Annotated in this window: 22 protein-coding genes; 8 read left to right on the forward strand and 14 right to left on the reverse strand. The window is 70.6% G+C overall.

The window, feature by feature from the left end; translation table 11 throughout:
• The first annotated feature begins 419 nt into the window (after positions 1-419).
• Both JHW38_RS19315 and JHW38_RS19320 read left to right on the forward strand, forming a co-directional pair.
• Positions 420-1571: a carbohydrate-binding protein gene (locus JHW38_RS19315; RefSeq protein ID WP_207522940.1), complete on the forward strand. Its 1152-nt coding sequence runs from the start codon at positions 420-422 to the stop codon at positions 1569-1571.
• A gap of 323 nt (positions 1572-1894) precedes the next feature.
• Entirely contained in the window at positions 1895-4060 is a 2166-nt protein-coding gene (locus JHW38_RS19320; RefSeq protein ID WP_207522941.1) for a tetratricopeptide repeat protein, read from the forward strand.
• Positions 4061-4127: 67 nt separating this feature from the next.
• On the opposite strand, the gene JHW38_RS19325 is transcribed toward JHW38_RS19320, so the two are convergent.
• Positions 4128-4523: a hypothetical protein gene (locus tag JHW38_RS19325; RefSeq protein ID WP_207522942.1), complete on the reverse strand. Its 396-nt coding sequence runs from the start codon at positions 4521-4523 to the stop codon at positions 4128-4130.
• A 402-nt stretch (positions 4524-4925) separates the two neighbouring features.
• On the opposite strand from JHW38_RS19325, the gene JHW38_RS19330 reads away from it, so the two are divergent.
• Together JHW38_RS19330 and JHW38_RS19335 are read left to right on the forward strand one after the other, a co-directional pair.
• Positions 4926-5603, forward strand: a complete 678-nt coding sequence (locus JHW38_RS19330; RefSeq protein WP_207522943.1) for a class I SAM-dependent methyltransferase — start codon at positions 4926-4928, stop codon at positions 5601-5603.
• 47 nt (positions 5604-5650) lie between these two features.
• The gene (locus tag JHW38_RS19335) at positions 5651-6007 is read left to right on the forward strand and encodes a hypothetical protein (protein ID WP_207522944.1); all 357 of its coding nucleotides are present in this window, start codon (positions 5651-5653) and stop codon (positions 6005-6007) included.
• Positions 6008-6084: 77 nt separating this feature from the next.
• Here the strand turns inward: JHW38_RS19335 and JHW38_RS19340 are convergent, their stop codons facing one another.
• Entirely contained in the window at positions 6085-7161 is a 1077-nt protein-coding gene (locus tag JHW38_RS19340) for a hypothetical protein (protein WP_207522945.1), read from the reverse strand.
• A gap of 50 nt (positions 7162-7211) precedes the next feature.
• On the reverse strand, positions 7212-7613 hold the full coding sequence (locus tag JHW38_RS19345; RefSeq protein ID WP_207522946.1) for a RidA family protein: 402 nt from the start codon (positions 7611-7613) through the stop codon (positions 7212-7214).
• A 132-nt stretch (positions 7614-7745) separates the two neighbouring features.
• Here JHW38_RS19345 and JHW38_RS19350 point away from each other — a divergent pair, with 132 nt between their 5' ends.
• Positions 7746-8687, forward strand: a complete 942-nt coding sequence (locus JHW38_RS19350) for a LysR family transcriptional regulator (protein ID WP_207522947.1) — start codon at positions 7746-7748, stop codon at positions 8685-8687.
• Positions 8688-8750: 63 nt separating this feature from the next.
• Here the strand turns inward: JHW38_RS19350 and JHW38_RS19355 are convergent, their stop codons facing one another.
• From JHW38_RS19355 to JHW38_RS19370, 4 genes are all read right to left on the reverse strand, one after another.
• Positions 8751-9137, reverse strand: coding sequence for a DUF3060 domain-containing protein (locus JHW38_RS19355; protein WP_207522948.1), 387 nt, complete (start codon positions 9135-9137; stop codon positions 8751-8753).
• A gap of 260 nt (positions 9138-9397) precedes the next feature.
• On the reverse strand, positions 9398-12583 hold the full coding sequence (locus JHW38_RS19360) for a multidrug efflux RND transporter permease subunit (RefSeq protein WP_207522949.1): 3186 nt from the start codon (positions 12581-12583) through the stop codon (positions 9398-9400).
• Positions 12584-12592: 9 nt separating this feature from the next.
• Positions 12593-13816 carry an efflux RND transporter periplasmic adaptor subunit gene (locus JHW38_RS19365; RefSeq protein WP_207522950.1) on the reverse strand — a complete coding sequence of 408 codons (1224 nt, stop codon included), beginning with the start codon at positions 13814-13816 and terminating at the stop codon, positions 12593-12595.
• Positions 13817-14118: 302 nt separating this feature from the next.
• Positions 14119-15024 carry a LysR family transcriptional regulator ArgP gene (locus JHW38_RS19370; protein ID WP_207522951.1) on the reverse strand — a complete coding sequence of 302 codons (906 nt, stop codon included), beginning with the start codon at positions 15022-15024 and terminating at the stop codon, positions 14119-14121.
• A gap of 128 nt (positions 15025-15152) precedes the next feature.
• Between JHW38_RS19370 and JHW38_RS19375 the strand changes: the two genes are divergently transcribed.
• The gene (locus JHW38_RS19375; RefSeq protein ID WP_207522952.1) at positions 15153-15770 is read left to right on the forward strand and encodes a LysE/ArgO family amino acid transporter; all 618 of its coding nucleotides are present in this window, start codon (positions 15153-15155) and stop codon (positions 15768-15770) included.
• A 68-nt stretch (positions 15771-15838) separates the two neighbouring features.
• Here JHW38_RS19375 and JHW38_RS19380 read toward each other — a convergent pair whose 3' ends face one another.
• Both JHW38_RS19380 and JHW38_RS19385 read right to left on the reverse strand, forming a co-directional pair.
• Positions 15839-17773 carry a M4 family metallopeptidase gene (locus tag JHW38_RS19380; RefSeq protein ID WP_207522953.1) on the reverse strand — a complete coding sequence of 645 codons (1935 nt, stop codon included), beginning with the start codon at positions 17771-17773 and terminating at the stop codon, positions 15839-15841.
• Between the two features lie 437 nt (positions 17774-18210).
• A complete protein-coding gene (locus JHW38_RS19385) occupies positions 18211-18624 on the reverse strand; it encodes a septal ring lytic transglycosylase RlpA family protein (protein WP_207522954.1) in 414 nt (137 codons plus the stop codon).
• Positions 18625-19067: 443 nt separating this feature from the next.
• Here JHW38_RS19385 and JHW38_RS19390 point away from each other — a divergent pair, with 443 nt between their 5' ends.
• Positions 19068-19493 (forward strand): PaaI family thioesterase, encoded by a 426-nt coding sequence (locus tag JHW38_RS19390; protein WP_207522955.1) that lies wholly within the window; start codon positions 19068-19070, stop codon positions 19491-19493.
• A gap of 78 nt (positions 19494-19571) precedes the next feature.
• On the opposite strand, the gene JHW38_RS19395 is transcribed toward JHW38_RS19390, so the two are convergent.
• The 5 genes from JHW38_RS19395 to JHW38_RS19415 all read right to left on the reverse strand — a co-directional run bounded on the left by JHW38_RS19395 (position 19572) and on the right by JHW38_RS19415 (position 24455).
• On the reverse strand, positions 19572-22340 hold the full coding sequence (locus JHW38_RS19395) for a hypothetical protein (RefSeq protein ID WP_207522956.1): 2769 nt from the start codon (positions 22338-22340) through the stop codon (positions 19572-19574).
• A 373-nt stretch (positions 22341-22713) separates the two neighbouring features.
• Positions 22714-22935 (reverse strand): hypothetical protein, encoded by a 222-nt coding sequence (locus JHW38_RS19400; protein ID WP_207522957.1) that lies wholly within the window; start codon positions 22933-22935, stop codon positions 22714-22716.
• A gap of 150 nt (positions 22936-23085) precedes the next feature.
• Positions 23086-23502 carry a VOC family protein gene (locus tag JHW38_RS19405; RefSeq protein ID WP_207522958.1) on the reverse strand — a complete coding sequence of 139 codons (417 nt, stop codon included), beginning with the start codon at positions 23500-23502 and terminating at the stop codon, positions 23086-23088.
• Positions 23503-23547: 45 nt separating this feature from the next.
• The gene (locus JHW38_RS19410; RefSeq protein ID WP_207522959.1) at positions 23548-23982 is read right to left on the reverse strand and encodes a helix-turn-helix transcriptional regulator; all 435 of its coding nucleotides are present in this window, start codon (positions 23980-23982) and stop codon (positions 23548-23550) included.
• Positions 23983-24071: 89 nt separating this feature from the next.
• Positions 24072-24455, reverse strand: a complete 384-nt coding sequence (locus JHW38_RS19415) for a hypothetical protein (protein WP_207522960.1) — start codon at positions 24453-24455, stop codon at positions 24072-24074.
• Between the two features lie 239 nt (positions 24456-24694).
• On the opposite strand from JHW38_RS19415, the gene JHW38_RS19420 reads away from it, so the two are divergent.
• Positions 24695-24919: a hypothetical protein gene (locus JHW38_RS19420; RefSeq protein WP_207522961.1), complete on the forward strand. Its 225-nt coding sequence runs from the start codon at positions 24695-24697 to the stop codon at positions 24917-24919.
• Positions 24920-24951 lie beyond the last annotated feature (32 nt).

The raw sequence follows: 24951 nt of genomic DNA on the forward strand, positions 1-24951 counted from the left end.
CCGATCGCGCCGCGGCGCCGGCGAGCGGGTCCGCCGTCCGCCGCCGCGCCGCGAATACTGTATCCACGCCTCGGAGCGGCCCGCCCGCGCGGCCGGCGGCCTCGCCGCAACGCGCCGCGCCCGCTCATGCCGCTCAGCAACAATCGCGGCCGCGCAACTCAATCGCCCTCACGCGCCGAGCGTGCGCGCGTCACGCATCCGCGCGAAAGCCGGCGAAGTGTCGGACCGGTCCGCGCATGCGGCCGCGCGCTCGCCTAGGATCGGCGTCCTCCAGCGCGTTCGGGACAGCGTCGCCGGAGAAGGCGGGAACCGCCATCGCGAAATCCTTCCGATCTGTTCGTGCGCCGCGACCACGCGGCGCGCGGCGGCGTCGTGTCCCGCCTGCGTGCGGTGTTCGCAATCCCCACGAGGAGAAGATCATGAAGCAGTTGATGCGTATCGCGGCGTTCCTCGCCGTGTCCCTGTTCGCCGGCGGCGCGTACGCGCAGAACTGGCAGTTGGTGTGGAGCGACGAGTTCAACGGCTCGATCGGTCCGAGCTGGGTGTTCGAAACCGGCAACGGCAGCAGCGGCTGGGGCAACAACGAGCTGGAGTACTACCGGCGCGAGAACGCCGGGATCGAGAACAACGCCCTGGTCATCACCGCCAAGCGCGAGGATTTCGGCGGCTTCCGCTACACCTCGGCGCGGATGAAGACCCAGGGCGTGCGCACCTTCCGTTACGGCAAGATCGAGGCGCGCATGAAGCTGCCCTCGTTCATGGGCGCGTGGCCGGCGTTCTGGATGCTCGGCGCGAACCTGCCGCAGGTCGGCTGGCCCGATTCGGGCGAGATCGACATCATGGAGCACGTCAACAACGAAGACCGCACCTACGGCACCATCCATTGGCGCGACCACAACGGCAACTACGCCCAGTACGGCGGCAACACCGCGCTGAACGTCGCCGACTGGCACGTGTACGCGGTCGAGTGGGACGCCAACGCGATCCGCTGGTACGTCGACGGCAACAAGTTCCACGAGGCCAGCATCCAGAACAGCGTCAACGGCACCGAGGAATTCCACCGCGACTTCTTCGTGCTGCTGAACTTCGCCATCGGCGGCAACTGGCCGGGCTTCAACGTCGACGAAAGCAAGCTGCCGGCGAAGATGCACGTCGACTACGTGCGCGTGTACAGCGGCGGCGGCAGCAACCCGGGCACGACGACGACGGTGGAAGCGGAGAACTTCAGCGCGCAGAGCGGGGTGCAGGTCGAGGCGTGTTCGGAAGGCGGCTACAACGTCGGCTGGATCGAGACCAACGACTGGATGGCGTACAACAACGTCAACTTCCCCAGCAGCGGCAACTACCGGATCGAGTACCGCGTGGCCAGCCCGAACGGCGGTGCGCTGTCGTTGGACCTGAACGCCGGCGCGGTGGTGCTGGGCCAGGTGCAGGTGCCGAACACCGGCGGCTGGCAGAACTGGACCACGGTGTCGCATACGGTCAACGTCAATGCGGGCACCTACAACCTCGGCGTGTTCGCGCAGGCCGGCGGGTGGAACATCAACTGGATCAAGATCACCAAGATCTGATCGGGTCGCGGCGATCGCATCGATCGGCCCGCCGGCTCGGCGCGGCCGATCCGACCCAGGCGCGCCGCCGCACGGCGGCGCGCATCCGGCGGCGCGGTGCGCTGCGGCGCTCTGGGCCGCAGCGCGCGCCGCAGCGGTCGCGCACCAACGCAGCCGCGACGCCGCGTTTCGGCATCCGCCGTTTTGTGCCGCAGTCCGCAAAACCGCCGCTCCCGGTCCGATGGATTGGCGGCTAAGCTCAAGCCACTCTCCCGCTATCGGACCGCCAAGACTCCGCCGCCGCGGCCGCTGCCGCCGTGCGCCGCCGGGGCGCCGTGCGATTCATGACCAACAAGGACGTGTCGATGCAACGGCCGCGGCGCGGCGCAGGGTTCCGCAATGCGCGGGCCGCTGCGCTGCTGGGTCTGGCCCTGCTCGCGCCGCCCGCATGGTCGCTCGATTGCGCCGCGCCCACGCGCGCGCTGCCGGATCCGGGCCTGTGCCAGTCGCGCCTGCTCGCCGACGCGCCGGCCGGCGACGCCGGCATCCAGGCGCTGTTCGATTTGGCCAAGGCCCGCGCCGACGCCGGCGGTTTCGACCAGGCCGAGCGCGCGCTCGATTGCGCCGACGCGCTGGCGCGACGCGCCGCCGAGCCGAAGCTGCGTTATGAAGCGGTGCGCCGGCGCGGCATCCTGGAATTCCGCCGCGAGCGCATCGCCCAGGCGCTGGACCGCTTCGAATGCGCGGTCGCGCTGGCCCAGCGCGCCGGCGACCGCGCCGGCACCGCGCGCGACCTCAGCAACGTCGGCGCCGCGCAGCGCCGGCTCGGCGATTTCCGCGGCGCCCTGCGCAGCCTGACCGCCAGCCTGGCGATCCAGCGCGAGCGCGGCGAGGTGTCCGCCGCGGTGCTCAACAACCTCGCCGACGTCTACCGCGAACTGTCCGACGAGACCCAGGCGATGCGCTTCTACCGCGATGCGCTGGCGGCCTTGCGCGAGCGCGGCGACGCGCTGGAAGCCGCGCACGTGCTCGAGACGATGGCCGAAGTGGCGCTGGACCAGGGCGACGCGCGGCAGGCGTCGGCGTGGCTGCAGGAAGCGCTGGCCGAGTACCGCAGCGCCGGCAACCGGGTGTACGAGTTGCGCGCGCACGATGGCCTGACCCGCGCCGCGCTGGCCTCCGGCGACGTCGCCCAGGCGCAGCGCTGGAGCGCGTCCGCGCTGGCCCTGGCCGACACCTGGAAGCTGCCGCTGCCGGCCGCGCTGCAATTGCAGCTGGCGCGCACCGCGCGGCTGTCGGGCCGCGTCGACGAAGCCGCCGCGCGCCTGCGCGAAGCCCTGGCCGCCGCGCCGGACACCGACCCGATGCGGGTGCCGTTGCTGGAAGAACTGGCCGCCGCGCAGGAAAACGCCGGCGATGCGGTCGCCGCCAACGCGACCCTGCGCGATGCGCACACCCGCGCGCTGGCGTTGGCGCGCGCCCAGCACGACCGGCAACTGGACTGGCTGCGCGCGCGCTTCGACGCGGCCGAGCAGCAGCGCACCATAGCCGCGCTGGAAACCGAAGCCGACCTGCAGCGCGCGCGTTTCCATCAGCGCACCTTGTTGCTGTGGCTGCTGGCGGCGCTGGCCGCGGCGGCGGCGCTGGGCGTGTGGCTGGCGCTGAAGCAGCGCCGCCATCGCGAGCGCCTGCGCGAACAGGCGCGGCAGGTGCGCCACGAACAAGAGCTCGAACGCTACCGGCGCGAAGCCGACGCGCTGGCCGAGGACCGCAGCCTGTTGCAGGCGTTGCTGGACAGCCGCGACGAACCGCTGTGCCTGCTCGACGCCGAAGGCCAGGTGCTGGCGGTCAACCGCGCCGGCCGGCAGTGGCTGGATGCGGGCGAGGACACGGTCAGCGCCGGCCAGCCGATCGCCGCGGCGCTCGACGAGGCCGGCTGGGCGGCGTTGGCGTCGGCGCTGGAACACATGCAGGACAGCGCCGGCCACAGCCTGCGCATCGCTTCGCAACGCGGCGCCGGACTGGCGGCGCGATTGACGCCGTGGGCCGGCGGCAACGGCCTGGTGTTGCTGTCGCCGCACGCCGACGCGGATCCGGCGCATAGCGCCGCTTCGACCGCACCGATCGCAGGCGACGTCGCCGCGGCATCGGCCGCGCCCGACGAAGACGCCGAAGCGCCGGTGCGCGAAGGCTTCCGCCGCGCCCTGGTCGAGCTGATGCTCGGCGCGATCGAAGCCTGGGAGCGCGGCACCGGCACCAGCCGCCTGGAACTGGCCGAGAAAAGCCGGATCTGGCGGGTCAACATCGACGACGGCCGGCTGCGCGCGCGCGCGCTGGAACGTTATCTGGCGGTGTCGCGCCTGCCGCGCAACCCGCGCTGGCGCGACGTGCTGCGCTCGGCCTACTTCGTGCTCGGCAAATGCGACGGCCTGTCGACCGAGGCGCGCGCCGAGTTGCAGGCGCGGGTCGACACCGTGCTGGCTTACACCCGCCGCGACGCGCTGGTGTAGGCGCGCCGACGGCGGGCGCCGAACGGCGGCGGGCCGCATGCAGGCTGCGGCCCGCGCCGCCTTCGCGTCACGGTTTCGTCGGCGGCGGGCAGACCGTGCACACGCCGCGGATGCCCTGGTCGATGCGGTAGGCGGCGTGGTGCGCTTTCGACAGATAGGTCTCGGGTCCGGACATGAACGGCACCGCGCCTTGCTTCGGCGCTTTCTCCTCGCAGTAGATCAGCATCGCCTGGCTGGCGACGCCCCACTGATCCTTTTGCTGCTGATGCTCGACGATGCCGCACTTGTGCGCGTAGCTGGCCAGCTCATCGCCGTTCATGTCGAAATTGGCGACGATCTTCGGCTCGCGGCCTTCCTGCACGCACCAGTCGGGCGGGACCACTTCGTGCGCCGCGCACAGCGGCGACAGCGTCATCGAGGCGACGAAACAGCACAGGGCGAAACGGGCGCGGAACGGTGACATGACGACTCCTGTCGTTTGGGGGTGCGCGTTCCACGGTACGTCCGCGGCGGCGCCGGCCTCCAGTCCGGTCGCGGGTATAAAACGGGAATCTTTGCGCGCAAGTCGTTGTTTCGCGTTCGCCGGCCCTTGCGCGTTGCGCCGTCGCCCGCGGGCGCGCTCGTGCAGCCCGGAATCGGCACGCGTGGATTGCGCGAACCCGCGCACACAGCGTCGCAAGGCGCGCTTCGACTGGATTGGCCGCAACGTCGCTGGTTACGGCGTCGTTCGCCCGCGGCGACGGGTGCAGGGGAGTTCGCACTGTGCCGTCCGAGGGCGTTCTTGACACCGCGGTCGACATGGAACATTAATTGTTACATGATATTCCGCCTTCCCACCCCGGCCCGGCCGGGCACCGAGACCGCGATGAACCCGTCCGACCCGTTCCACGACCCGCAAGCGGTCGCCCGCTACGCCGAGCGCACCGCGCGCGTCGTCCCCGGCCTGCGCGACCTGCACACCCTGGCCGGCCTGCTGCTGGCCGAACGCGCGCCGCGCGACGCCCGGGTGCTGGTGCTCGGCGCCGGCGGCGGCATGGAGCTGGCGGCGTTCGCCCGCGCCGAGCCGGGCTGGCGCTTCGACGGCGTCGACCCGTCGGCGGAAATGCTGCGGCTGGCCGCGGCGACGCTCGGCCCGCTGGCGCCGCGCGCGCGCCTGCACGAGGGCTATATCGACAGCGCGCCGGACGGCCCGTTCGACGCCGCCGCGTGCCTGCTGACCCTGCACTTCCTGCCCGAAGCCGAGCGCCGCGCGACCCTGGCCCAGCTCCAGCGCCGACTCAAACCCGGCGCGCCGCTGGTGGTCGCCCACCACAGCTTCGCGGCCGCGCAGGCCACGCGCTGGCTGACCCGCAACGCCGCGTTCGCGGTCGCGTCCGGGGTGCCGGCGGCGCAGGCCGAAAGCTCGATCGCGGCGATCCGCGAGCGCCTGCCCGTGCTCGCGCCCGAGCGCGACGAGGCGCTGCTGCGCGAGGCCGGGTTCGCCGAGGTCGAGCTGTTCTACGCGGCGTTTACCTTCAGGGGCTGGGTCGGTTACAAAGCCTGACGCCCGGCTGCCGCAGACCGGGCTTCGATGGCCTGGGGAGGCCGCTCATGGCCGTTGTCGCCAACCTCGTGGTCTTGCTCGTGCATCTGTTCGCCTACTACGTCGGCAAGCTCATCGCAGCCAAAGTCAGCGGCCGCCGGCCCAGCGCCGTAGGCCCCAAGGTCGCCGGCCTGATCGCGGTGCTGCTGTCGTCGGCGGCGATACTCGCCTGGCTGTTCTCGCGGATGGACTGGGTCGAACTCAATGCGCTGCCGCCGGAGCAATCCGGCTACATCATCGGCCGGGTGGTCGGATCGCTGCTGTTCCCGACCCTGATTTCGCTGGCGGTGGTCGGCTATCGCATCGCGCGCGCCCGCGGCGACGAAGCAAAAACCGCGCGCGACAGCGATCCCGCCAAGGCTTGAGCGCAGCGGCGCGGTCCCGATCCGCACTCGTCCGGCAGCGTTATGCCTGGAACCCGCGCCGCGTAGTACGCGCCGGCTCAGTAGAGACTGAAGAAATAGTCGTAGCTGCGCAGCCACAGCCGCGGCTTGCGCGGCGCTTCGAAGTGCAGTTGCAACAGGTTGCGCGGATGCGCGCTGTCGACGATGAGTTCGTCGTCGGACTCGCGGTCGTCGATCGGCGACATCGCCAGGCGCTGGAACGGATGGATCAGCGCGGCCTCGTGCGTGCGCGGGCGGTCGCCGTCGTCGAGCAGCAACGCGGGTTCGTCGAGATGGCCCTGGTGCAGCCAGTACCACAGGCCTTGCCCGGGCTCGCCGGGCTGCGCGCCCGCATCGCCCGCGGCGCCGCCTCTGCCGCTGGCTTCGCCGGCGACCGCGCCGGCCGGATCCCAGGCCAGCGCGCCGAGGCCGTCGCCGATTTCGACGAACGCGACCACGCTGCGTCGGTAACGCGCGCGCACCGCGTCGGGCACCGCGTCGAGATCGGCGTAGCCGCCCTCGCCGAGCAGCAGTTCGGCGGCGCTGCGCAGGCGCTGCGGCGCGACGAAATAGGAATGTTCGATCTCGATCCCGCCCGCGGACAGCAGTTCGCGCAAGGCCGTCGGCAAGCGCAGGCCCAGGCGTCGTTCGGCCTCGGCGAACGCGGCATCGGCGTCGGCGGCCGGGTCCGCGGGCGCGAACCGGGCCAGCCCGGTGGCGTCGGCGAACACGCGCACGCGTTCGGCCAGCGGACGCCCGCCGTCGTACAACGGCGAGGTGTGGACGCTGAGGTCGCGCACCGTCCAACGGCGGTCGAAGCGGGCGACGCCGCCGTCGCTTGCGGTCAGCGCGCCGCGCAGGCGCAGCTTGCGCAGGCCGTTCGGCAGCGCGATTTCGACCGTCGGGCGTTTGCTCAAGCCCGGATGCTGGGCGGTGTGTTCGAACTGCGCGAGCACGCGCCCGTCGGCCGAAACCTCGGCGCTCAACCGTTCGCCGACGCCGAGCCAGGGATGGATGCCGGCCCGCCCGGTCGATCCGCCCGGCTGCGGCGGCTGCGGCGACCCGCCGGTCGCCTTGGCCCACAGCTTCGACAGCAGAGAGCGCGGCGGTTCATCGGCGCAAGGCGGTGGCGGCATCGGTTCGGCGCAGGCAGGCAAGGGCCCGCCAGTATGTCGCAGCGCCGCGCTCAGGCCGCGCCGTCGCGAAGGCGCGCGACCACCTTGATCTCGAAGTCGAACCCGGCCAGCCAGTTCACTCCGACAGCGGTCCAGTTCGGATACGGCTCGGCGCCCATGACCTCGGCGCGCACCGCCTGGATCGCGTCGAACTGATGTTCCGGGTCGGTGTGGAAGGTGGTGACGTCGACGATGTCGTCGAAATCGCAGCCGGCCGCGGCCAACACTTCGGCGAGGTTGGCGAAGGCCAGCCGCACCTGCGCGGCGAAGTCCGGTTCGGGCGTGCCGTCCTCGCGCACGCCGACCTGGCCGGAGACGAACAAAAAGCCGCCGCTGCGGATCGCCGGCGAGTAGCGGTGCTGGCGATACAGGTCGTGGCGTCGGGCGGGAAAGACGGCGTCGCGTTGGGACATGGCTGCGGTTCCAGTGGGGGAGGGCGCCGCGCCGGACCCGGCGCGGGTTGCGCCGGCGGCGAAGCGGGGCCACTGTAATTGCTGCAAGCGATGGCGATAATCGCCGTCGGCCCCAAGAGACTCCTGCATAAAATGCAAGAACGAACCGGCAGCGAACTGCAACAGATCGAGGCCTTCGCCGCGGTCGCCGAACACGGCGGTTTCGCCGCGGCCGCGCGCGCGCTGGGACGCGACGCCTCGGTGGTGTCGCGGCGCATCGACGCGCTGGAAGCGCGGCTCGGCGTGCGGCTGCTGTCGCGCACCACCCGGCGGGTGACGCTGACCGAAGTCGGCGCGACCTATTTGCAGCGGGTGCGGGCGATTCTCGGCGAGCTGTCGGCGGCCGACACCGAGGCCGCCGAAGCCGCGGCCGCGCCGCAGGGACTGCTGCGGCTGGCGCTGCCGGCCGCGTTCGCGCAGCGCTGGATCGCGCCGTGGCTGGCGGATTTCCTCGCCGCCTATCCCAAGCTGCAACTGGAGCTCTCGCACAGCGACCGTTTCGTCGATCTGGTCGCCGACGGCTTCGATGCCGCGGTGCGCATCGGCGAACTCGCCGACAGCGGCCTGGTCGCGCGGCGCTTGGCGGGGTTCGAGACGATGCTGTGCGCCGCGCCGTCCTATCTCGCGCGGCGCGGCGCGCCGCAACGGCCGGACGAACTCAGGCAGCACGCCTGTCTGGGCATGCCCAAGGCGCGGTTCTGGCCGGACTGGAAACTGATCAAGGGCCGCCAGCGCAGCGTGCAGCGGATCGATGCGGCGATCGTGTCGGACGAGGGCGAGGGCCTGCTCGCCGCGTGCGTGCGGGGCGCCGGCATCCTGCCCGCGCCGGAGTGGCTGATCGGCCGCGAACTGGCCGACGGCCGGCTGGTGCGGGTGCTGCCGCAATGGCGGGCCGATTACGACGGCGCGATCCATGTGGTGCTGCCGCCGGGGCGGTTGGTGCCGGCGAAGACGCGCGCGTTCGTGGATCGGCTGGCGCAGGAGTTCGAACCGGCGCCGCCGTGGCTGCGCGCGCCGCACGCGCCTGCGCGCTAGCGCGTCCGAGCCGGTGAAGCGCCGCCGCGCGCGCATCGGCGCACGCGGCGGCGCGATGCGGGATCAGCGCTTGGACACGCCGCTGCCGGCGCCGATGACCTCGCTGGCCGGGCGGCCGGTCTTGGTCGGCGCCGACTTGTAATAGACCTTGGTGTCGGCGCCGGTGATCTCGACCCGCTTGACCGAATCGACGCTGACGGTGTTGCCGGCGCCTTCGATGACGACCGACGACAGCGGGCCGGTCACGGTGATGCGGTTGCCCGCGCCGGTGATCTCCAGTTCGCCGCCGGTGCCGACGAAGTTGCGCACGAGGTTGGTGCCGGTGATCGAGATCTTGCCGTCGGTCTCGACGACTTCGCCGGTATCGATGGCGCGGGCCGGCGTCGCGACCAGCGCGGCGGAAACGCCCAGGGACAGCAACAGCGCCAGCGAAGCGATCTGATTCTTCATGAGTAACGTCCTTGATTTCGGGGGATGGCGCATCGCGCGCACGGCTGCGGCCTCCGGCCGGCCTGCGGATGCCGGGCGATTCTAGCCACTCGAGGTTGCCGGTGGGCGAACGCCGATCGCGGGTTCGCGCGCGGCCGGGCAGGACGCCGGCCAGGGGCGAACGCAATCGGGCCAAAACCGGCCTGCCGCAATCGCGCGCGCTGCGTCGCCCGCGCGCCCGCTCGTCCGCCGCTGTCGTCGACCGAGCCGCGCCGGCGCGATCAGTGCCCCGCGGTTTCGCCGCCGCGGTGGCGCAGGCCGCCGAGCTTCTGCGCCGCCTTGCGCACCAGCAGATAGAACAGCGGGATGTAGAACACCGCCAGCACCGTCGCGGTAAGCGTGCCGCCGACCACCGCGGTGCCGATCTCGATGCGGCTGTTGGCGCCGCCGCCGGTCGACAGCGCCAGCGGCAGCGCGCCGAAGATGAAGGCGAAGCTGGTCATCAGGATCGGCCGCAGGCGCAGGCGTGCGGCTTCCAGCGCCGCTTCCACGGTGCCCTTGCCGCGGCGTTCGGCCTGCTCGGCGAATTCGACGATCAGGATCGCGTTCTTCGCCGCCAGGCCCATCGTGGTGATCAGGCCGATCTGGAAATACACGTCGTTCTCGAGCCCGCGCAAGGTCACCGCCAGCACCGCGCCGACCAGGCCCAGCGGCACCACCAGCAGCACCGCGATCGGGATCGACCAGCTCTCGTACAGCGCGGCCAGACACAGGAACACCAGCAGCAGCGCCAGCGCGTACAGCAGCGGCGCCTGGCCGGTCGACAAACGTTCCTGGTACGACAGACCCGACCAGGCCACGCTCACGCCGGGGATCGCGCGCGCGAGTTCTTCCATCCGCGCCATCGCCGTGCCGCTGCTGACGCCGGGCGCGGGCGTGCCCTGCAATTCGCTGGCCGGCACGCCGTTGAAGCGCAGCAGCGCGGTCGGCGCCTGCGCCCAGCCGAGCGTGGCGAAGGCCGAGAACGGGGTCATCTGCCCGTCGGCGCCGCGCACATGCCACTGGTACAGGCTCTGCGGTTCGTTGCGGAACGGCGCGTCGCCCTGCACGTACACGCGCTTGACCCGGCCGCGGTCGATGAAGTCGTTGACGTAGGTGCCGCCCCAGGCGGTCGACAGGGTCGAGTTGACCGAGTCCTGGGTCAAGCCGAGGCTGGACAGCATCTGCGCGTCGCTGTTGACCCGCAGCGTTGGCGTGTCCGGCAGCAGCGACGGGCGCACCGAACCCAGCAGCGGATCGCGCTGCGCGGCGGCGATCAGCTTGTCGCTGGCGGCGGCGAAGTCGGCGCGCGACATGCCGCTGGTGTTCTGCAATTCCAGGGTGAAGCCGCTGGTCTGGCCGAAGCCGCGGATCGGCGGCGGCGCCAGCACGAACACGCTGGCGTCGCGCAGCCCGCTCAGCGCCTTGGCGACGCGGCCGATCATCGCATCGGCGCTGCCGCGCTCGGTCTCGCGCTGCGACCAGTCGACCAGGCTGACGAAGCCCTGGCCGGAGTTCTGCGACGCGGTCGGGCCGCCGCCGCCGGCGACGATGAAGGCGGCGCTGATCAGTTCGGATTCGTTCTTGCTGAGGTAGGCGTTGACCTGATCGCGGACCTCGCTGGTGCGTCCCAGCGTGGCGCCGCCGGGCAGGCGGAACTGCACGTTGACCCGGCCCTGGTCCTCCGACGGCAGGAAGCCGGTCGGCAGGCGCAGGAACAACACGCCGAGCAGGGCCGCGATCAGCGCGTAGCTCAGCAGCGCCAGCCAGCGGTGGCGGAAGATCGACTGCACGCTTTGCAGGTAGCGGTCGGTGGCGCCTTCCAGCGCGCGGTTGAAGCCGCCGCCCAGGCGCGCCGGCAGCGCCGCCAGCTTCGGCGCGCGCCGCGCGAACCAGCCCGGGCCCTGCGCCGCCAGCGCATGCGGCGACTTCAGCAAGGTCGCGGTCAGCGCCGGGCTCAGCACCAGCGCGACCAGCACCGACAGCGCCATCGAGGACACGATGGTCAGCGAGAACTGGCGGTAGATGACGCCGGTGGAACCGCCGAACATCACCATCGGCAGGAACACCGCCGACAGCACCAGGGCGATCGCGATCAGCGCCACGTTGATCTCGCGCATCGAGGCGATGGTGGCCTGGCGCGGGGTCATGTTCGGGTTCTCGTGCATCAGCCGTTCGACGTTCTCGACCACGACGATGGCGTCGTCGACGAGCAGGCCGATCGCCAGCACCAGGCCGAACAAGGTCAGCGTGTTGATCGAGAATCCGGCCGCGTAAATGATGCCGAACGTGCCCAGCAGCACCACCGGCACCGCGATCGCCGGGATCAGCGTCGCGCGCCAGCTCTGCAGGAACACGAACATCACGATCACCACCAGCACGATCGCTTCGATCAGGGTCTTGACCACCTCGCTGATCGACAGCTTGATGAAGTCGGTGGCGTCGTTGAGGTAGGCGACTTTCCAGCCCTGCGGCAGGTTCGCCGCCAGCCGCGCGACTTCGGCGCGCACCAACTCGGCCGATTCCAGCGCGTTCGCGCCGGGCGCCAGCTGCAGGGCCATGCCGGCGGCCGGATGGCCGTTGAGCAGGCTGGAGGAGTTGTAGTTCTCCGAACCGATCTCGACCCGGGCCACGTCCTGCAGGCGCACCGAAGCGCCGTTGGGCTGGGTCTTGAGCACGATCTGGCGGAACTGGTCGGCGGTCTGCAAACGCGTCTGCGCGGTCACCAGCGCGTTGAGCATCTGCGTCGCCGGCTGCGGCTGGTCGCCGATCTGGCCGGCGGCGACTTCGGCGTTCTGGCTGCGGATCGCCGCGACCACGTCGCTGGGCATCAGCTGGAACGAGGCCAGCTTGCTCGGATCCAGCCACACCCGCATCGCGTACGGGCTGCCGTAGACGTTGGCGTCGCCGATGCCGGCGATGCGCGAGATCGGGTCCTGGAAATTGGTGGTGAGGTAGTCGGCGATGTCGCGGTTGGTGACGAGGTTGTTCTCGTCGTAGATCGCCACCAGCATCAGGTCGTCGGGGTTGGCCTTGCGCACCACGATGCCTTGCTGCTGCACCTGCTGCGGCAGCCGCGCGATCGCCTGCTGGACCTGGTTCTGCACCTGCACCTGGGCGATGTCGGGATCGACGCTGGTGTCGAAGGTGACCGAAATGGTGACCTGGCCGCGCGACGTCGAGGTCGAGCTGAAGTACAGCATGCCGTCGATGCCGGTCAGGGTCTGCTCGATGACCTGGGTGACGCTGTTCTCGATGGTCTCGGCCGAGGCGCCGGGATAGTTGGCGCGGATGCTGACGTTCGGCGGAGCGACGTTGGGGTACTGCGAGATCGGCAGGCTGCGGATCGCGAACGCGCCGCCGAGCATGACCACGATGGCCAGCACCCAGGCGAAGATCGGACGCTCGATGAAAACGCGGGAAATCATGCGCGCGCCTCAGCCTTGCTTCGTCGGTCGCGCCGCCGCGCCGGCGTCGGGCGCTTGCAGTTTCTGCGGCGTCGAGGCCGGCACCGCGCGCACGGTCGCGTCGCGGCGCAGCGAACCGATGCCCTGGGTCACGACCTTGTCGCCCGGGTTCAGGCCGGTGCTGACGATCCAGTCGCTGCCGTCGACGCGGTCGGCGCCGATCGGCCTCTGCACCGCTTTGTTGTCGGCGCCGACGACCCAGACGAAGGCGTCGCCGGTCGGGCCGCGCACCAGCGCCTGCTGCGGCAGGCGATAGGCCTGGGCCTGGGTCGCCTGGGCCAGACGCGCGCGCACGAACATGCCGGGCAACAGCAGCCCGTCGGGATTCGGCACGCGGATGCGCAGGGTGACGGTGCCGGTGGCTTCGTCGACCAGCACTTCGGAGAACTGCAAGGTGCCCGGCTGCGGATACGCGCTGCCGTTGGGCAGGACGATGCGCGCGGTGGTTGCGCTGGCCTGCACGCTGCCGGACGACAACTGCTCGCGCAGCATCAGCAACTGCTGCGCCGATTGCTGCACGTCGACGTAGATCGGATCCAGGCGCTGGATCGTCGCCAGCGGCGCGGCCTGATCGGGCGTGACCAGCGCGCCGACGGTGACCAGCGAACGGCCGATGCGGCCGTCGATCGGCGCCGGCACGGTGGTGAAGCGCTGGTTGATGCGCGCGGTCGACACGGCGGCTTCGCGCTGGGCCACGTTGGCGCGGGCTTGGTCGGCGGCGGCGACCGCGTTGTCGTAGTCCTGGCGGCTGATCATCTGCGTGGCGACCAGCGACTTGTTGCGCTGGGCCAGCAGGTCGGCGGCCTTGAGCGCGGCGCGCGCGTTCTTGAGGTCGGCTTCGGCCTGTTCGGCGGAGGCGCGGTACAGGCTCGGGTCGATCTGGTACAGCGGCTGGCCGGCGCGGACCAGGCTGCCTTCTTCGAACAGCAGGCGCTGCACCAGCCCGCCGACCTGCGGGCGCACTTCCGAGCTCTGGAACGCGACCGCGCGGCCGTTGAATTCGCTGGTCAGCGCGACCGTGGTCGGCTGCATCACCACATAGCCGACTTCGACCGCGCGGTCTTGGCCGGCGGCGGATTTGTCGGCCTTGCCGCCGCACGCGGCGAGCGCGAGGCAGACGGCGGCGAGGGGCGCGAGGCGGCGCAATGCGCCGGCGGAAACGCTGGAAAATACGGCGAACGGGCTGATGGTCATGGTCCTGTGAGTCGCCGTGCGGGTATACCGCCGGCGACAGTAGCATTCCTTAACGGTCGCGGCGCTGACGCAAAACTGACAAGCGCGCCAGGGAGCGCGGGGTTGACCTGGAATCGGGTCGCGGACCTTGCCGGATCTGTCCGCTCGAACGGCGGCCGGCGCGAGCGCGCCGCGGCAGCGGCCGCTTGCGACGATCCGGCGACATGCGATGGAGTATGCGCGCGTCGGTTTCGGCGGGTGCGCGCGGCGATGCGGGCTTGCGGCGGTGTTTCAGGATCGTGCTATCTCAGCATCGCGCTATCTCAGCGCGCCTCAATCCGCAGCGCCTCGGCCGCGGTTTCGCGCAGCACCTGGCCGATGCGCTGCAGCACGCTCGAGCGCACCGCCGCGTGCTGCCAGTACAACGGCACGTCGAGATGGCGCTGGGCGTCGATCAGCACGATCCGGCCGCTGCGCAGGTACGGCCCGGCCAGCGGCTCCGGCGCCAGGCACCAGCCCAGGCCGCGCGCGGCGGCTTCGACGAAACCGCTGGAGGTCGGCACGTAATGGATCGGCGGGTGCAGCCGCGCACGGGTGATGCGGCGGACGAAGCGCCATTGCAGCTCGTCCTTGCGGTTGAACACGATCATCGGCGCTTGCGCCAGCGCGTGGGCGTCGACGCCGGCGCCGAAATGGCGCGCGGCGAATTCGGGCGCGGCGATGGCGCGGTAACGCATCGTGCCGAGCGGATGCACATTGCAGCCCTGCACCGCGTTGGCCTCGGCGGTGACCGCGCCGAGCACGCTGCCGTTGCGCAGCAGGTCGAGGGTGTGGTCCTGGTCGTCCACGCGCACGTCGAACAGATAGCCGTATTGGCTGTGCAACTGCGCCATCGCCGCCAGGAACCAGGTGTCGAGCGAGTCGTCGTTGACCGCGATCGCCACCGGCCGGGTCGCCGCCGCGGCGCGGTCCTCGGCGAGGAAATCGGCCAGCGCCTCGGCCTCCAGCGCCTGCATCGGCCGCACCCGGCGCAGCAGCCGTTCGCCGGCGCGGGTCGGCCGGCACGGCGCCTGGCGCACCACCAGGACCTGGCCGAGGCGGTCCTCCAGCGCCTTGATCCGCTGCGACACCGCCGAGGAGGTGACCGACAGCCGGCGCGCGGCGGCCTCGAAACTGCCTTCCTCCAGCACCGCGGCGAACGCGGCCAGCTGCGGATGGAGTAGGTCCATGCGGCGCTCCCGGCCGGCGGCCGTCATTAGAGATTCTTGACACTGTAAAGGAAAATTAGCTGGCCTTAAGCAGGGGCGGGCGGCACCATGCCGCCTCCCCCGCTTACCGTCCCGTCCTGGAGTTCGCCATGCTCACCGCCGCCGCTTTCGCCGGCTTTCTCGCCAGCGCCGGCCTGATCATCGCGATCGGCGCGCAAAACGCCTTCGTCCTGCGCCAGGGCCTGGCCCAGCGCCACGTCGGCCCGGTGGTCGCGATCTGCGCCTTCAGCGACATCGCCCTGATCCTGGCCGGCGTGGCCGGCATCGGCGCGCTGGTGCAGGCCTGGCCGGCGCTGCTGCAAGTGCTGCGCTTCGGCGGCGCGGCGTTCCTCGGCGTCTACGGCTTCCTGGCCGCGCGCCGCGCCTGGCAGGGCAGCAGCGGGCTGGATGCGAGCAACGCCCAGCAGCAGAGCCTGCGCACCGCGGTGCTGACGTGTCTGGCCTTCACCTTCCTCAACCCGCACGTGTACCTGGACACCATGATCCTGCTCGGCAGCCTGTCCACGCGCTACGCCGGCGAACTGCGCTGGGCGTTCGCGATCGGCGCCTGCGCGGCGAGCATCGTCTGGTTCGTCTCGCTCGGCTTCGGCGCGCGCCTGCTGCAACCGGTGTTCCGCAACCCGCGCGCGTGGCGGGTGCTCGACGGCGGCATCGCCTTGTTCATGTGGGCGCTGTGCCTGATGCTGCTGTTGCAGCCGCTGAGCTGAGCGCGGACAGGAAAAAACGCCCCCGCAACGCGGGGGCGAAGTCAAGCGACAACGGGGGTCGTCGTCTCTCAGCCGCAGGCGGGCTGCGCCGATCCCGCGGGCAGCGGCACGCTGACCGCTTCCCAGGCGCAGGCCACCGCATTGGCTTGTTTCTTGCTCAGCAGGCCGCGGTCGAGCAGGTCCGCCGCCGCCTGCTGGGTCGCTTCGCGCGCCAGCGGGTAGTTCGTCTGCTCGGTCATGTACAGCCGCAGCGCGCGGTACCAGATCTGGCCGGCGGTCTTGTTGCTGATGGCCAGCAGCTTGGTGTTGCCGTTGCAGACCAGATCGTCCTTGGCCAGGGTCTTCTTGTGCGAGGCCGGCACCTTGGCGCCTTCCGACAGCAGATAGAAGAAGTGGTTGCCGATGCCCGAGGTGAAGTGCGAGTCCACCCGCACCTGGGCCAGCCGGTCGGTCGAGGAATAGTCGAAGCCGCCCTGCGGGTAGCAGTCGTACGAACCGATCTCCTCGTTCTTGCCGTTGTAGACGACGGTGCGGCGGTCCAGGCTCGGCTTGAACATGTAACGGAACGGCTTGCCGTCCTGCATCACGCTCTCGCCGATCAGATAATCCGGCGGGTCCTTCGGGTTGTTGTCGAAGAATTCGACCAGGGTGCCGTTGATGTCCGAGTTGGCTTCGTTGAGGCCGACCGGTTCGCCGCTGCCGAGGAACGCGGCGGTCGCCGCGGCGACGCCGTGCGACATCTCGTGGCCGGCCACGTCCAGGGCGATGACCGGATTGGACACGCCGGCTTCGCCGTTGAGGTAGTACATGGACTTCAGCGGCGTGTACCAGAACGCGTTGGTCTTGTCGGTCGATCCGGAGAAGACCCGCACGAACGAGGTGATGTTGGCCACCGCGGTCACGCCCGCGCCGTCGTCGTAGATGCCGTGGCGGTCGTGCTGCTTGAGGTAGTAGTCCCAGGTCTTGGCCACGCCGTAGTGGACTTCGCCGCCGATGCGCTGGCTCAGGTCGACCTGGTTGTCGCCCCACAGGTTGTCGGCATCGTAGAACGGCACGCCTTCGGGCTTGTCGCCGAAGCCGAGCGAGGCCAGGGCGAGGGCAAGATCGGAGGTGTCCTTGCCTTCGAAGTTGCGCGTCTGCCCTTTGCCGCGCTTCTCGTCGGTGAGCAGGAAGCCCGCGGCGCCGCCGGGGTTTTCCGCGGCGGTGACCTGGCTGGTGTCGAGCTTGACCTTGCCGCGGTTGAGGGTGAACGCGTCGCCTTGCGCGGCCACCGTCAGCACGTTGCTCTTGCGGCCCAGGTACTGCGCGTTGTCGGCGTCGACGTAGATCAGGTCGTCGACCGGAATGCCGTCGTCGCCGAGGCCGGTCAGGCGCACCTGATAGGCCAGCTTCGGCCGGTTGGCGTCGGCGAAGTAGACCGTGTCGAGGGCCGGATCGGCGAGCGGTGCGGTCGCGAAGTTGGCTTGGGCGGCGGCGACCGCGCGGTCCGGCGCGATGTTCGGCGTGGGCGCGCCGCGCAGCGCGGCGTCGTCGGGCACCTGCAGGTCCAGGGTCGCGCTCGACGACAGCCACTGGCCGTCGCGCGAGTGCACGACCAGATCGCCGCCGACCACCGGCAGGCCGCGATAGCTGCGCGCCAGACGCACGTGCTCGCTGCCGTCGGCTTCGACGATCGCATCGCGCGGCGTATAGCTTTCGGCGGCGAGCGATTGCGCGGACGCGTTGCGGCCCGCGGCCGCGGCCAGCGCGGTCTTGCGCTGGCGCAGCAGCGCCTCGGCGCGGGCGACGGCGGCTTGCTTGACCGAATCGAGCTGCGGCGCGGATGCGTTGATGCCCGCGAACGCATGCGCCGGCGCCGCGGCCGGCGAGGCCTGGGACGGCGCGCCGGCGGCGCTGTGGGCGGCGGTGGCCGCGGGCGTTTCGTGGACCAGCACCGCGGTGGCGGTGGTGCCGGCGATGGCCAACAAGGTTGCGCTGGCCAGCAGGTTGCGCTTCATCGACATGAATCGAATCTCCGTAGGAATCATGCAAGTGGGCAGCGCATTGCCCGTCGTGGTGTGCAGCGTTTCAGCGTGTCGTGTCGGTCCCCTTGCGCCATCGCTGAATGGCGCAATTCATTCGCGGAGCGAGTGCGTCCGCTGTTGATATAACGCGCGGCGCGCGGATTCTCCCTACCTCGGCGCGCTGCTTGCGGCGTGCCGAGACGAATCTTGCGGGGACGCTCGCCCGGACCTTCGTCGCGGAGCGTGCGCGCTTCGGGATCGATGGTCGGATGGGCCATCGGGAACGATCGGATCCGACGTTTTCGGTTCGGATCGAAGCGCCCGGCGTCGGGCCTCGATGCCGACCCGCGAGCCGTCGCCGTGGCGCGGGCCCGCGCATTGCGCGCGGGCGGACGGCGATGCGTGCGCGCCGGTGTCGGCCGGCGCGAGAACCGCGCTTACAGCACTTGATAATCGACGCCGACCACGCCCTGGTCCGGATTGGCGATGCGCAGGAACGCGCCGTAGGTCAGGTCGATGCAGATCGGCCAACCGAAGTTGCCGCGGTCGTTGATCCGCACCTCGACCGAGCGGCCCTGGTAACTGACCCGCACCCGCGTGCCGAACGGCAGCGAGTTGTGCGCGGCGGCCAGCGCGAAGCGGTGGAACGGTTCGCCGCTCGCGGTCGGCCAGCCTTCCGGGATCTCGCCTTCGGCGCCGTACCAGGTGGCGCTGCATACCGCCATCGTGCCGCTGCCGGCGTCGTCGACCGGCGCGTACGGAAGCGATTGCGCGCAGACGGCGCCGGATGCGGCGAGCGCGCCGGCGGCGAGCGCGGCGCGGACGAACGGGCGGAATGCGGCGACGGGCATCGCGGTGTCCTCGAGGGGGATGGCGGACGGCGCGCGCGCGATGCCGCCGGATCGCGGCACCGCGCGCCGCCGCGCGGTCGCGCGTCCTTGCCGCATGGGGGAGGTCATGCATGGGCCGGCGCGCAGGCTCATTGGACGCAAGCCGTGTTCAAGGCCGCGCGAAGCCGCACTGGCACGCGCTCGCAGTTTTTTGCCGTCGCGCATCACGCAAACCCGCGCGGCGCGGGGCATGTGCGCAGCCGCGCGCATTCGTCTGCGGCCGCGCGTCACACGCGTTCACCTTCCGTACCGAACGCCGCGTCAGGGCGCGGCTTCACGAACGCCGCGCACCGACGTTGTAGCCGCACGAGGGCCGTCCAGCCGCGTCCGCGGCGGCGGCCCCGGCCGGCGCGCTGCGCCTGGCGCGCCGGCGTTGCGGGCGCGAGCCCGACAGGAGACCGCGAATGCGTCGCGACAATGCGCTGTGGGCGATGCTCGAAGGGCGCGCGCCGCTGCCGGCCGCGGCGCGGACGCTGGGCTGGCGCCTGGATGCCCACAACGAAACCGACCGCAGCGTCAGCGTGAGTTTCGCGGTCGGCGCGGAACCGACGGACCCGCTCGGCTGCATCCCGCCCGGCACGATCGCGGCCATGCTCGACGATTGCATGCGCCCGGCGATCGGCGCGGAGCTGGCGCCCGGCCACGAGACGGTGCGGATGCGATCGGACCACGCGTTTCTTCTGCCGGCGCGACCCGGCCGCCTGTTCGGCTACGGCCGGATCGAGCGCTGGCGCGGGCCGTTGTGCGTCGTGCGCGCGCGCCTGAGCGACGAAGCCGGCCGGATTCTGGCTACTGCGACTGCCACCTATCGGATCGACGGTCCGCGTTGAGCGAGCGGGAAACGCACGATTCGCACCAGCGCGCCGGCGCCCGGGCCGGCGCCGCTGTCCGCGTCGTCGCGCCTGCGTTTACAGATCCAGCACCCAATCGTTGTACCCGGGGAAATAAGTCGGGTGCTTGTCCATGTACTCCTTGACCTCGTCCATGTTGTCCTTCTCGCGCTTGAAGTCGGCCTTGCGCTTGTCCGCATCGAGGAACTCGACGTAGGTGGTGGCGCCGCGGTCCTTCTCCCATTTGCCCTTGAAGTCGGCGAACTCCTCGCGGTGGAAGTCGAAGATGCTGCGGTCGCCCGGCGCCTGGCGGCCGCCCCAGTCGGCGCCGCGCAGTTCGCGCAGGTTGTGGATGTAGTCGCGGGCGTTGCCGAAGCTGTTGAGCGTGGTGACCGCGTAGTCGTACTTGAGGTTCCAGTCGCCGTGGGTCACGCCGTCGTCGCCGAGCTTCTTGAACCAGTCGTACTGCTCGCTGGCTTCCTTCTTGTCCTTGGCGTTGTTGACGAACACCGAGACCAGTTCCGAAGCGACGCTCAGCAACATGCCGACCGGCCCCAGGCCGCGGGTGATCGCGCCGACCACGCGCTCGGCGACCGCGCCGGCGGCCTGGCCGCCGACCGCGGCGACGAAGCGGCTGCCGGCCTTGAGCACGTCCGGCGCCAGTTCCAGGGTGCCCGACACCACGCCGAGCACCGCTTCGGCCTTCTCCGCCGGCGAGCTGTCGCCGTTGAACGCGGCCGCCGCCTCCATGCCGCCGGTGACCACGCCGAGCACGCCGCCGGCCTTGCCCGAATAGTCGGACAGCACTTTCAGCGTCGATGCGGAAATGCGCGAGAGATTGCCCTTGGCCGCATCGCCTGCGGTCTGTTCGATGCCCTTCACGATCTGGTCGCGGTTGGCGATGTCGGTCGGCGGAATGTCGGTGTCGGCGACGTTGCCGCCGATGGCCGACACCGCCTGGTTGCCGTAGCGCGTGTCGACGCCGATGCTTTCCTTGACTTGCTTGTCGACGCCGAGCAGATCCAGCGACGAGCCGTCGATGCCCTTGCCGAGGTTCGACAGCAGCTTCTTCGCGTCCGGCAGCGAACCGACCATGCCGATGATGCCGCCGGCGACGGCGAGCTTTTCCTCGGGCGTCTCGCCGAGACCGTCCTTGACCAGCCCGCGCACGGTCGAGGCGATGCCGATCGCGCCCGACACCGACGGCAGCAGGCCGCTGTTGTCGAGATTGCTGATGAGGTTGCGGATGCTGTCCTTCTTGTCGCTGGCGAAGTCGACGTTGGCGAAGGCCTTGTCGATGTCTTCCGGCGCGTAGCCTTCCTTGCGCAGCTGCGCGGTCACCTTGGCGAAGTCGCGCTTGGCGTCGTCGCCGCCCTTGCCGAGGAATTCCTTGATCTGCTCGGTCAGGTCGACCGGCAGCTTGGCCTTTTCCATCGCGTTGGTGACCGCGCCGAGCCCCGCCTCGACGCCGTCGACTTCGGCTTCGGGAGTGAACGAGTCGTCGGCCAGCCCGGCGTCGATGTCGCGCGCCAGCGCGTTCATGGCGAACTTCTGCCCGGCCGACTTGGCCCGGTCGGAATCGAGCAGGCCCAACTGCGAGATCGCATCTTCGACGTCGGCCTGCGCGCGCGGCTGATCCCACTTGGGCAGCTTGCCGATCTCCTGCACGTAGTCGGGGCTCTCCACCACCTTGGCCAGCTTGTCGGCCATCGACTTGCGTTCCTCCTCGGGCACCTTGCCGACGGCTTCCTTGAGGCTCTTCTGGTACAGCGCCGAGACCTGCTCGTCGCGCATCAGAGCGTCCAGGCGCTGGTTGATCTTGCCCTCGTCGAGCATCTCCTTCATGTCGACCGGCTCGAGCTTGAGCAGGTTCTCGGTCTCGGTCTTGGTCCGGCCGCCGACGCTGATGTGGCGGTTCTCGTAGACCGGATGGATGAACTTGCCGTTGGTCACCGCGCTGCGCGCCTCGACCATGCGCAGGAACTCGGCCTGCGGGCTGCCGTCGAACAAGTCCTTCTTGCCCTTGATCTCGTCGATCATCAGCTTCATCGCCGCGTCGCCGACCTTGAGCTTGTGGCCGTCGACTTCCTCGCTGGTCTCCAGCGAGAACACGTCGGTCTTGGCGGTCGGATCGAGCTTGGCGCGGTCGCGCGCGTTGTCGATGGTCTGCTGGCCGACGTCGAGATAGCTGCGTTCGGCCAGCGCGTAGACGTCGGGCGCATTGGTCTTGTCGACCGCGAACTTGCCGCCGTCCTTGGTTTCGAAACGCAGCCAGCCGTCCTTGTACTCGCCCGGATAGGAGACGTTCTTGATGTCCTCGTAGACGACGCGGTCGTCCTTGCCGAATTGGCGGTAGCCGTCGGCGAGGATGTCCTTGGGCGCTTCGGACGGCTTGTCGTCCTTCGGCGCGGGTTCGTCCTTCGGCGGCTCGGGTTTGCGGCTGGCGTCGATGAATTCGGCGGCCTTGTCCTTGGGGATGTGGTCGTCGCCGAAGCCGCGGCTGACGCCGTCGAGCACGCGCTTGCGGTCGCTGTCGTCGATGCGGCCCTTGTCGACCAGCTTGTCGAGGCGGTCTTTCTGCAGCCACGAATCCAGCGCGCCCTTGTCCTTCTCCATGACCGTGCCGATGAAGCGGCCGCGGTCTTCGGGGCTCAGCGTCGGCAGGAACTCGCTGGCCAGCGCTTCGAGCCGGCGGTCGTAGTCGTCTTTCTTGGCTTTCTTCTCGCCGACGTCGTGCAGCTTGTCGGCGAGTTCTTCGAGCTCGGCCTTGGTCGGCGACTTGTAATCGCCGTTGCCCGGTACGTAGGCGACGGCTTTGTTCTGCAGGTTGAGGGCGGGGACGCTCATGGGGATGCTCGCTCGATCGTCGTTTCGAGGGGAGGTGCCGCGGCGCGAGGCCGCGCGTCGCGGCGGCGCCGGCGAGCGCGGATCGCGCATCGGCATGGCTGCCAACATGAAAGCGGGCGGCGCAGCGGTGAACTGGGGAAAACCCGAGGTAAGCGCCGGCGAAGTGCAAACCCGCCGCGCAGATTCAGGATCGTTTACGGGTATACGTTCCGCGGCGCGCGCGGCGGCGATGGCGATGCGGTCAAACTTTCAACGCGTGCGCCGCTTCGCGATGGCTTTCGCGGCGCGCGGATGCGGCGGAGCGCGGCGCCGTCGCGCGCGGCCGCATTTCGATCCGGATGCGACGAAGCGACGACGGCATTCGCCGCTGCGATCAAGCGCGCGCGTCGCGACGGCCGCGCCAACGCGACAAGTAAGGCAGCGCGAACAGATACAGCCCGGTCGCCACCAGCAACACCAACGGCGGCAACGGCGCGTACGACACCCACACCAGCGGTTTTTCCTGCGCCAGCGCGATGAAACTGGCGGCGACGGCGAGAACGAACGCGATCGACGTCCAGCGATGGAACTGCCGGATCCAATGATTCCAATGCATGACGCGCTCCGTTGCCGATGAAGGACGATAGCGATGAAGGACGAGGGCGGCCGCGCGGCCAGGCGCCGGCGGCCGCGACGCGGTCCCCGCGCGCGGAGGCGCGCGCGGGGACGCTGCGCGCGCGGGCGAGGCCGCGCGCCTGGAACGGGATCAGCCCTGCGCGGCGGCCTGGATCCGGATCATGTTGCCGGACGGATCGCGCACCGCGCAGTCGCGCACGCCGTAGGGCTGGTCGACCGGCTCCTGCACGATCTCGACATCGCCGGCCTGCAGCTTGGCGAACACGCCGTCGAGGTCGGGCGTGGCCAGGTTGAGCATCGCGAAGCTGCCCTTGGCCATCATCTCGGCGATGGCGCGCTTTTCCGCCTCGGTCAGGCCCGGCGTGGCCTGCGGCGGATACAGCACGATCGCGGTGTCGGGCTGGCCGGCCGGGCCGACGGTGATCCAGCGCAGGCCCTGGTAGCCCACGTCCTTGCGCACTTCGAAGCCGAGCGCGTCGCGGTAGAAGGCCAGCGAGGCCTCCGGGTCGGTGTGCGGGAGGAAGCTGGAATGGATGCTGAGGTTCATGGCGTGTCCTGTGGGTGGCGGCGGGAGACGTCATGCTACGTCCGCCTAACCGGCGGGCGCTTCTCGATTCCTGACCGGTCGCGTCACCTGCTTGGCGACGCAGGCCGGCATGCCCTCGGTGGCCGCCGCGGCCTCGCGCTGGTAGACGCTCGGCGGCACGCCGACCAACTCGGCGAAGCGGGTGCTGAAGGTGCCCAGCGACGAGCAGCCGACCGCGAAGCAGACCTCGGTGACGCTGAGCCCGCCGGCGCGCAGCAGCGCCATCGCGCGTTCGATCCGCCGGGTCATCAGATAGGAGTACGGCGACTCGCCGTAGGCCGCGCGGAATTGCCGGCTCAGGTGCCCGGCCGACATGTGCGCGCCGCGCGCCAGCGCTTCCACGTCGAGCGGCTGCGCGTAGTCGCGGTCGATGCGGTCGCGTACGCGGCGCAGGCGGGCGAGGTCGCGCAGATGGACGGGGTCGGCGGGCAGGTCGTTCACCGCGGCGATGCTGCCATCGGCGCCGCGCGCGCTCAAGTGCGCGCGGCCGCGCGCGGCGGGCGAACCGCGCGCCGGCGCCGGCGCGGCGCTCAGGCCGACAGTTCGCCGTTCCAGGAATTGAACAGGACCCCGCCGGTGCCTTCCTGCAAGGTCGCCTGCACTTCGATCAGGGTGTTCATTTCGTCCAGCGCTTCGTCCAGATCGTCGATGGCGATCTCGAAGCGCGCGGTGCAGGCGCGCAGCGCTTGTTCGAACGCGCTGCCGGCGCCGATTTCCGCGGCTTCCGCGGCGACGTGCGCGCCGTCGGCCAGCACCACCCGCAGCACCGGGCGTTCCTCGACCCAGCTCACCGCCAGCCCGCGCGGCGTGGCTTCGACGTCGAGCCCCTTCGCCGACAGCGTCGCGCGCGCCCACTCCAGGTCGAAGCCGCCGGCTTGCGGCGGGAAGAACACCATCGAGACGGCATCGGTCACGGTCGTTCCTCGTACGCGGCGGCGGCGGTGAGCGGGAGCATACCGGAGGCGCGAGCGGCCGCGGGCCGGGGCGGGGGCGAATCGATGCGGGCGGGCGGCAACGGTTTCGTCGCCGCGACCGCGGTTCCGTCGCCGCCGGGCGGGTTTCGTCGCAAGCCGCTTGCCGCGCGCGCGGCGCGGCCGCAGGGTGAACCTGCGCCGCCCCCGGCGCTGCCGTCCACCCCTGAGGGAACCCGATCGTGAAGACGCTGCTCGCTTTGCTCGCCTGGTGCCTGCTGTTCGTCCTGTGCTGGCCGCTGGCTCTGCTCGCGCTGGTGCTGTGGCCGGTGGTCTGGCTGTTGGCGCTGCCGCTGCGTCTGCTCGGCATCACCTTGGGCGCGGTGTTCGCGTTCCTGCAGTCCTTGCTGTACTTGCCGGCGCGCGCCCTGGGTTGGCGCCCGGCGCCGGCGCAGTGCGCGCCCTGAGCGGGCGCGCTTCAAGCCGGCCTCAAGCCCGG

The organism is Lysobacter enzymogenes (assembly GCF_017355525.1).
Lineage (GTDB): Bacteria > Pseudomonadota > Gammaproteobacteria > Xanthomonadales > Xanthomonadaceae > Lysobacter > Lysobacter enzymogenes_C.

What these genes read in the sequence shown, in the direction of transcription:
- JHW38_RS19325 (WP_207522942.1), bottom strand. Translation starts at nt 4,523, where the DNA reads ATGTCACCGTTCCGCGCCCGTTTCGCCCTGTGCTGTTTCGTCGCCTCG.
- JHW38_RS19400 (WP_207522957.1), bottom strand. Translation starts at nt 22,935, where the DNA reads ATGCATTGGAATCATTGGATCCGGCAGTTCCATCGCTGGACGTCGATC.
- JHW38_RS19375 (WP_207522952.1), top strand. Translation starts at nt 15,153, where the DNA reads ATGCTCACCGCCGCCGCTTTCGCCGGCTTTCTCGCCAGCGCCGGCCTG.
- JHW38_RS19390 (WP_207522955.1), top strand. Translation starts at nt 19,068, where the DNA reads ATGCGTCGCGACAATGCGCTGTGGGCGATGCTCGAAGGGCGCGCGCCG.
- JHW38_RS19335 (WP_207522944.1), top strand. Translation starts at nt 5,651, where the DNA reads ATGGCCGTTGTCGCCAACCTCGTGGTCTTGCTCGTGCATCTGTTCGCC.
- JHW38_RS19370 (WP_207522951.1), bottom strand. Translation starts at nt 15,024, where the DNA reads ATGGACCTACTCCATCCGCAGCTGGCCGCGTTCGCCGCGGTGCTGGAG.
- JHW38_RS19365 (WP_207522950.1), bottom strand. Translation starts at nt 13,816, where the DNA reads ATGACCATCAGCCCGTTCGCCGTATTTTCCAGCGTTTCCGCCGGCGCA.
- JHW38_RS19355 (WP_207522948.1), bottom strand. Translation starts at nt 9,137, where the DNA reads ATGAAGAATCAGATCGCTTCGCTGGCGCTGTTGCTGTCCCTGGGCGTT.
- JHW38_RS19380 (WP_207522953.1), bottom strand. Translation starts at nt 17,773, where the DNA reads ATGTCGATGAAGCGCAACCTGCTGGCCAGCGCAACCTTGTTGGCCATC.
- JHW38_RS19345 (WP_207522946.1), bottom strand. Translation starts at nt 7,613, where the DNA reads ATGTCCCAACGCGACGCCGTCTTTCCCGCCCGACGCCACGACCTGTAT.
- JHW38_RS19340 (WP_207522945.1), bottom strand. Translation starts at nt 7,161, where the DNA reads ATGCCGCCACCGCCTTGCGCCGATGAACCGCCGCGCTCTCTGCTGTCG.
- JHW38_RS19320 (WP_207522941.1), top strand. Translation starts at nt 1,895, where the DNA reads ATGACCAACAAGGACGTGTCGATGCAACGGCCGCGGCGCGGCGCAGGG.
- JHW38_RS19360 (WP_207522949.1), bottom strand. Translation starts at nt 12,583, where the DNA reads ATGATTTCCCGCGTTTTCATCGAGCGTCCGATCTTCGCCTGGGTGCTG.
- JHW38_RS19395 (WP_207522956.1), bottom strand. Translation starts at nt 22,340, where the DNA reads ATGAGCGTCCCCGCCCTCAACCTGCAGAACAAAGCCGTCGCCTACGTA.
- JHW38_RS19350 (WP_207522947.1), top strand. Translation starts at nt 7,746, where the DNA reads ATGCAAGAACGAACCGGCAGCGAACTGCAACAGATCGAGGCCTTCGCC.
- JHW38_RS19405 (WP_207522958.1), bottom strand. Translation starts at nt 23,502, where the DNA reads ATGAACCTCAGCATCCATTCCAGCTTCCTCCCGCACACCGACCCGGAG.
- JHW38_RS19330 (WP_207522943.1), top strand. Translation starts at nt 4,926, where the DNA reads ATGAACCCGTCCGACCCGTTCCACGACCCGCAAGCGGTCGCCCGCTAC.
- JHW38_RS19385 (WP_207522954.1), bottom strand. Translation starts at nt 18,624, where the DNA reads ATGCCCGTCGCCGCATTCCGCCCGTTCGTCCGCGCCGCGCTCGCCGCC.
- JHW38_RS19315 (WP_207522940.1), top strand. Translation starts at nt 420, where the DNA reads ATGAAGCAGTTGATGCGTATCGCGGCGTTCCTCGCCGTGTCCCTGTTC.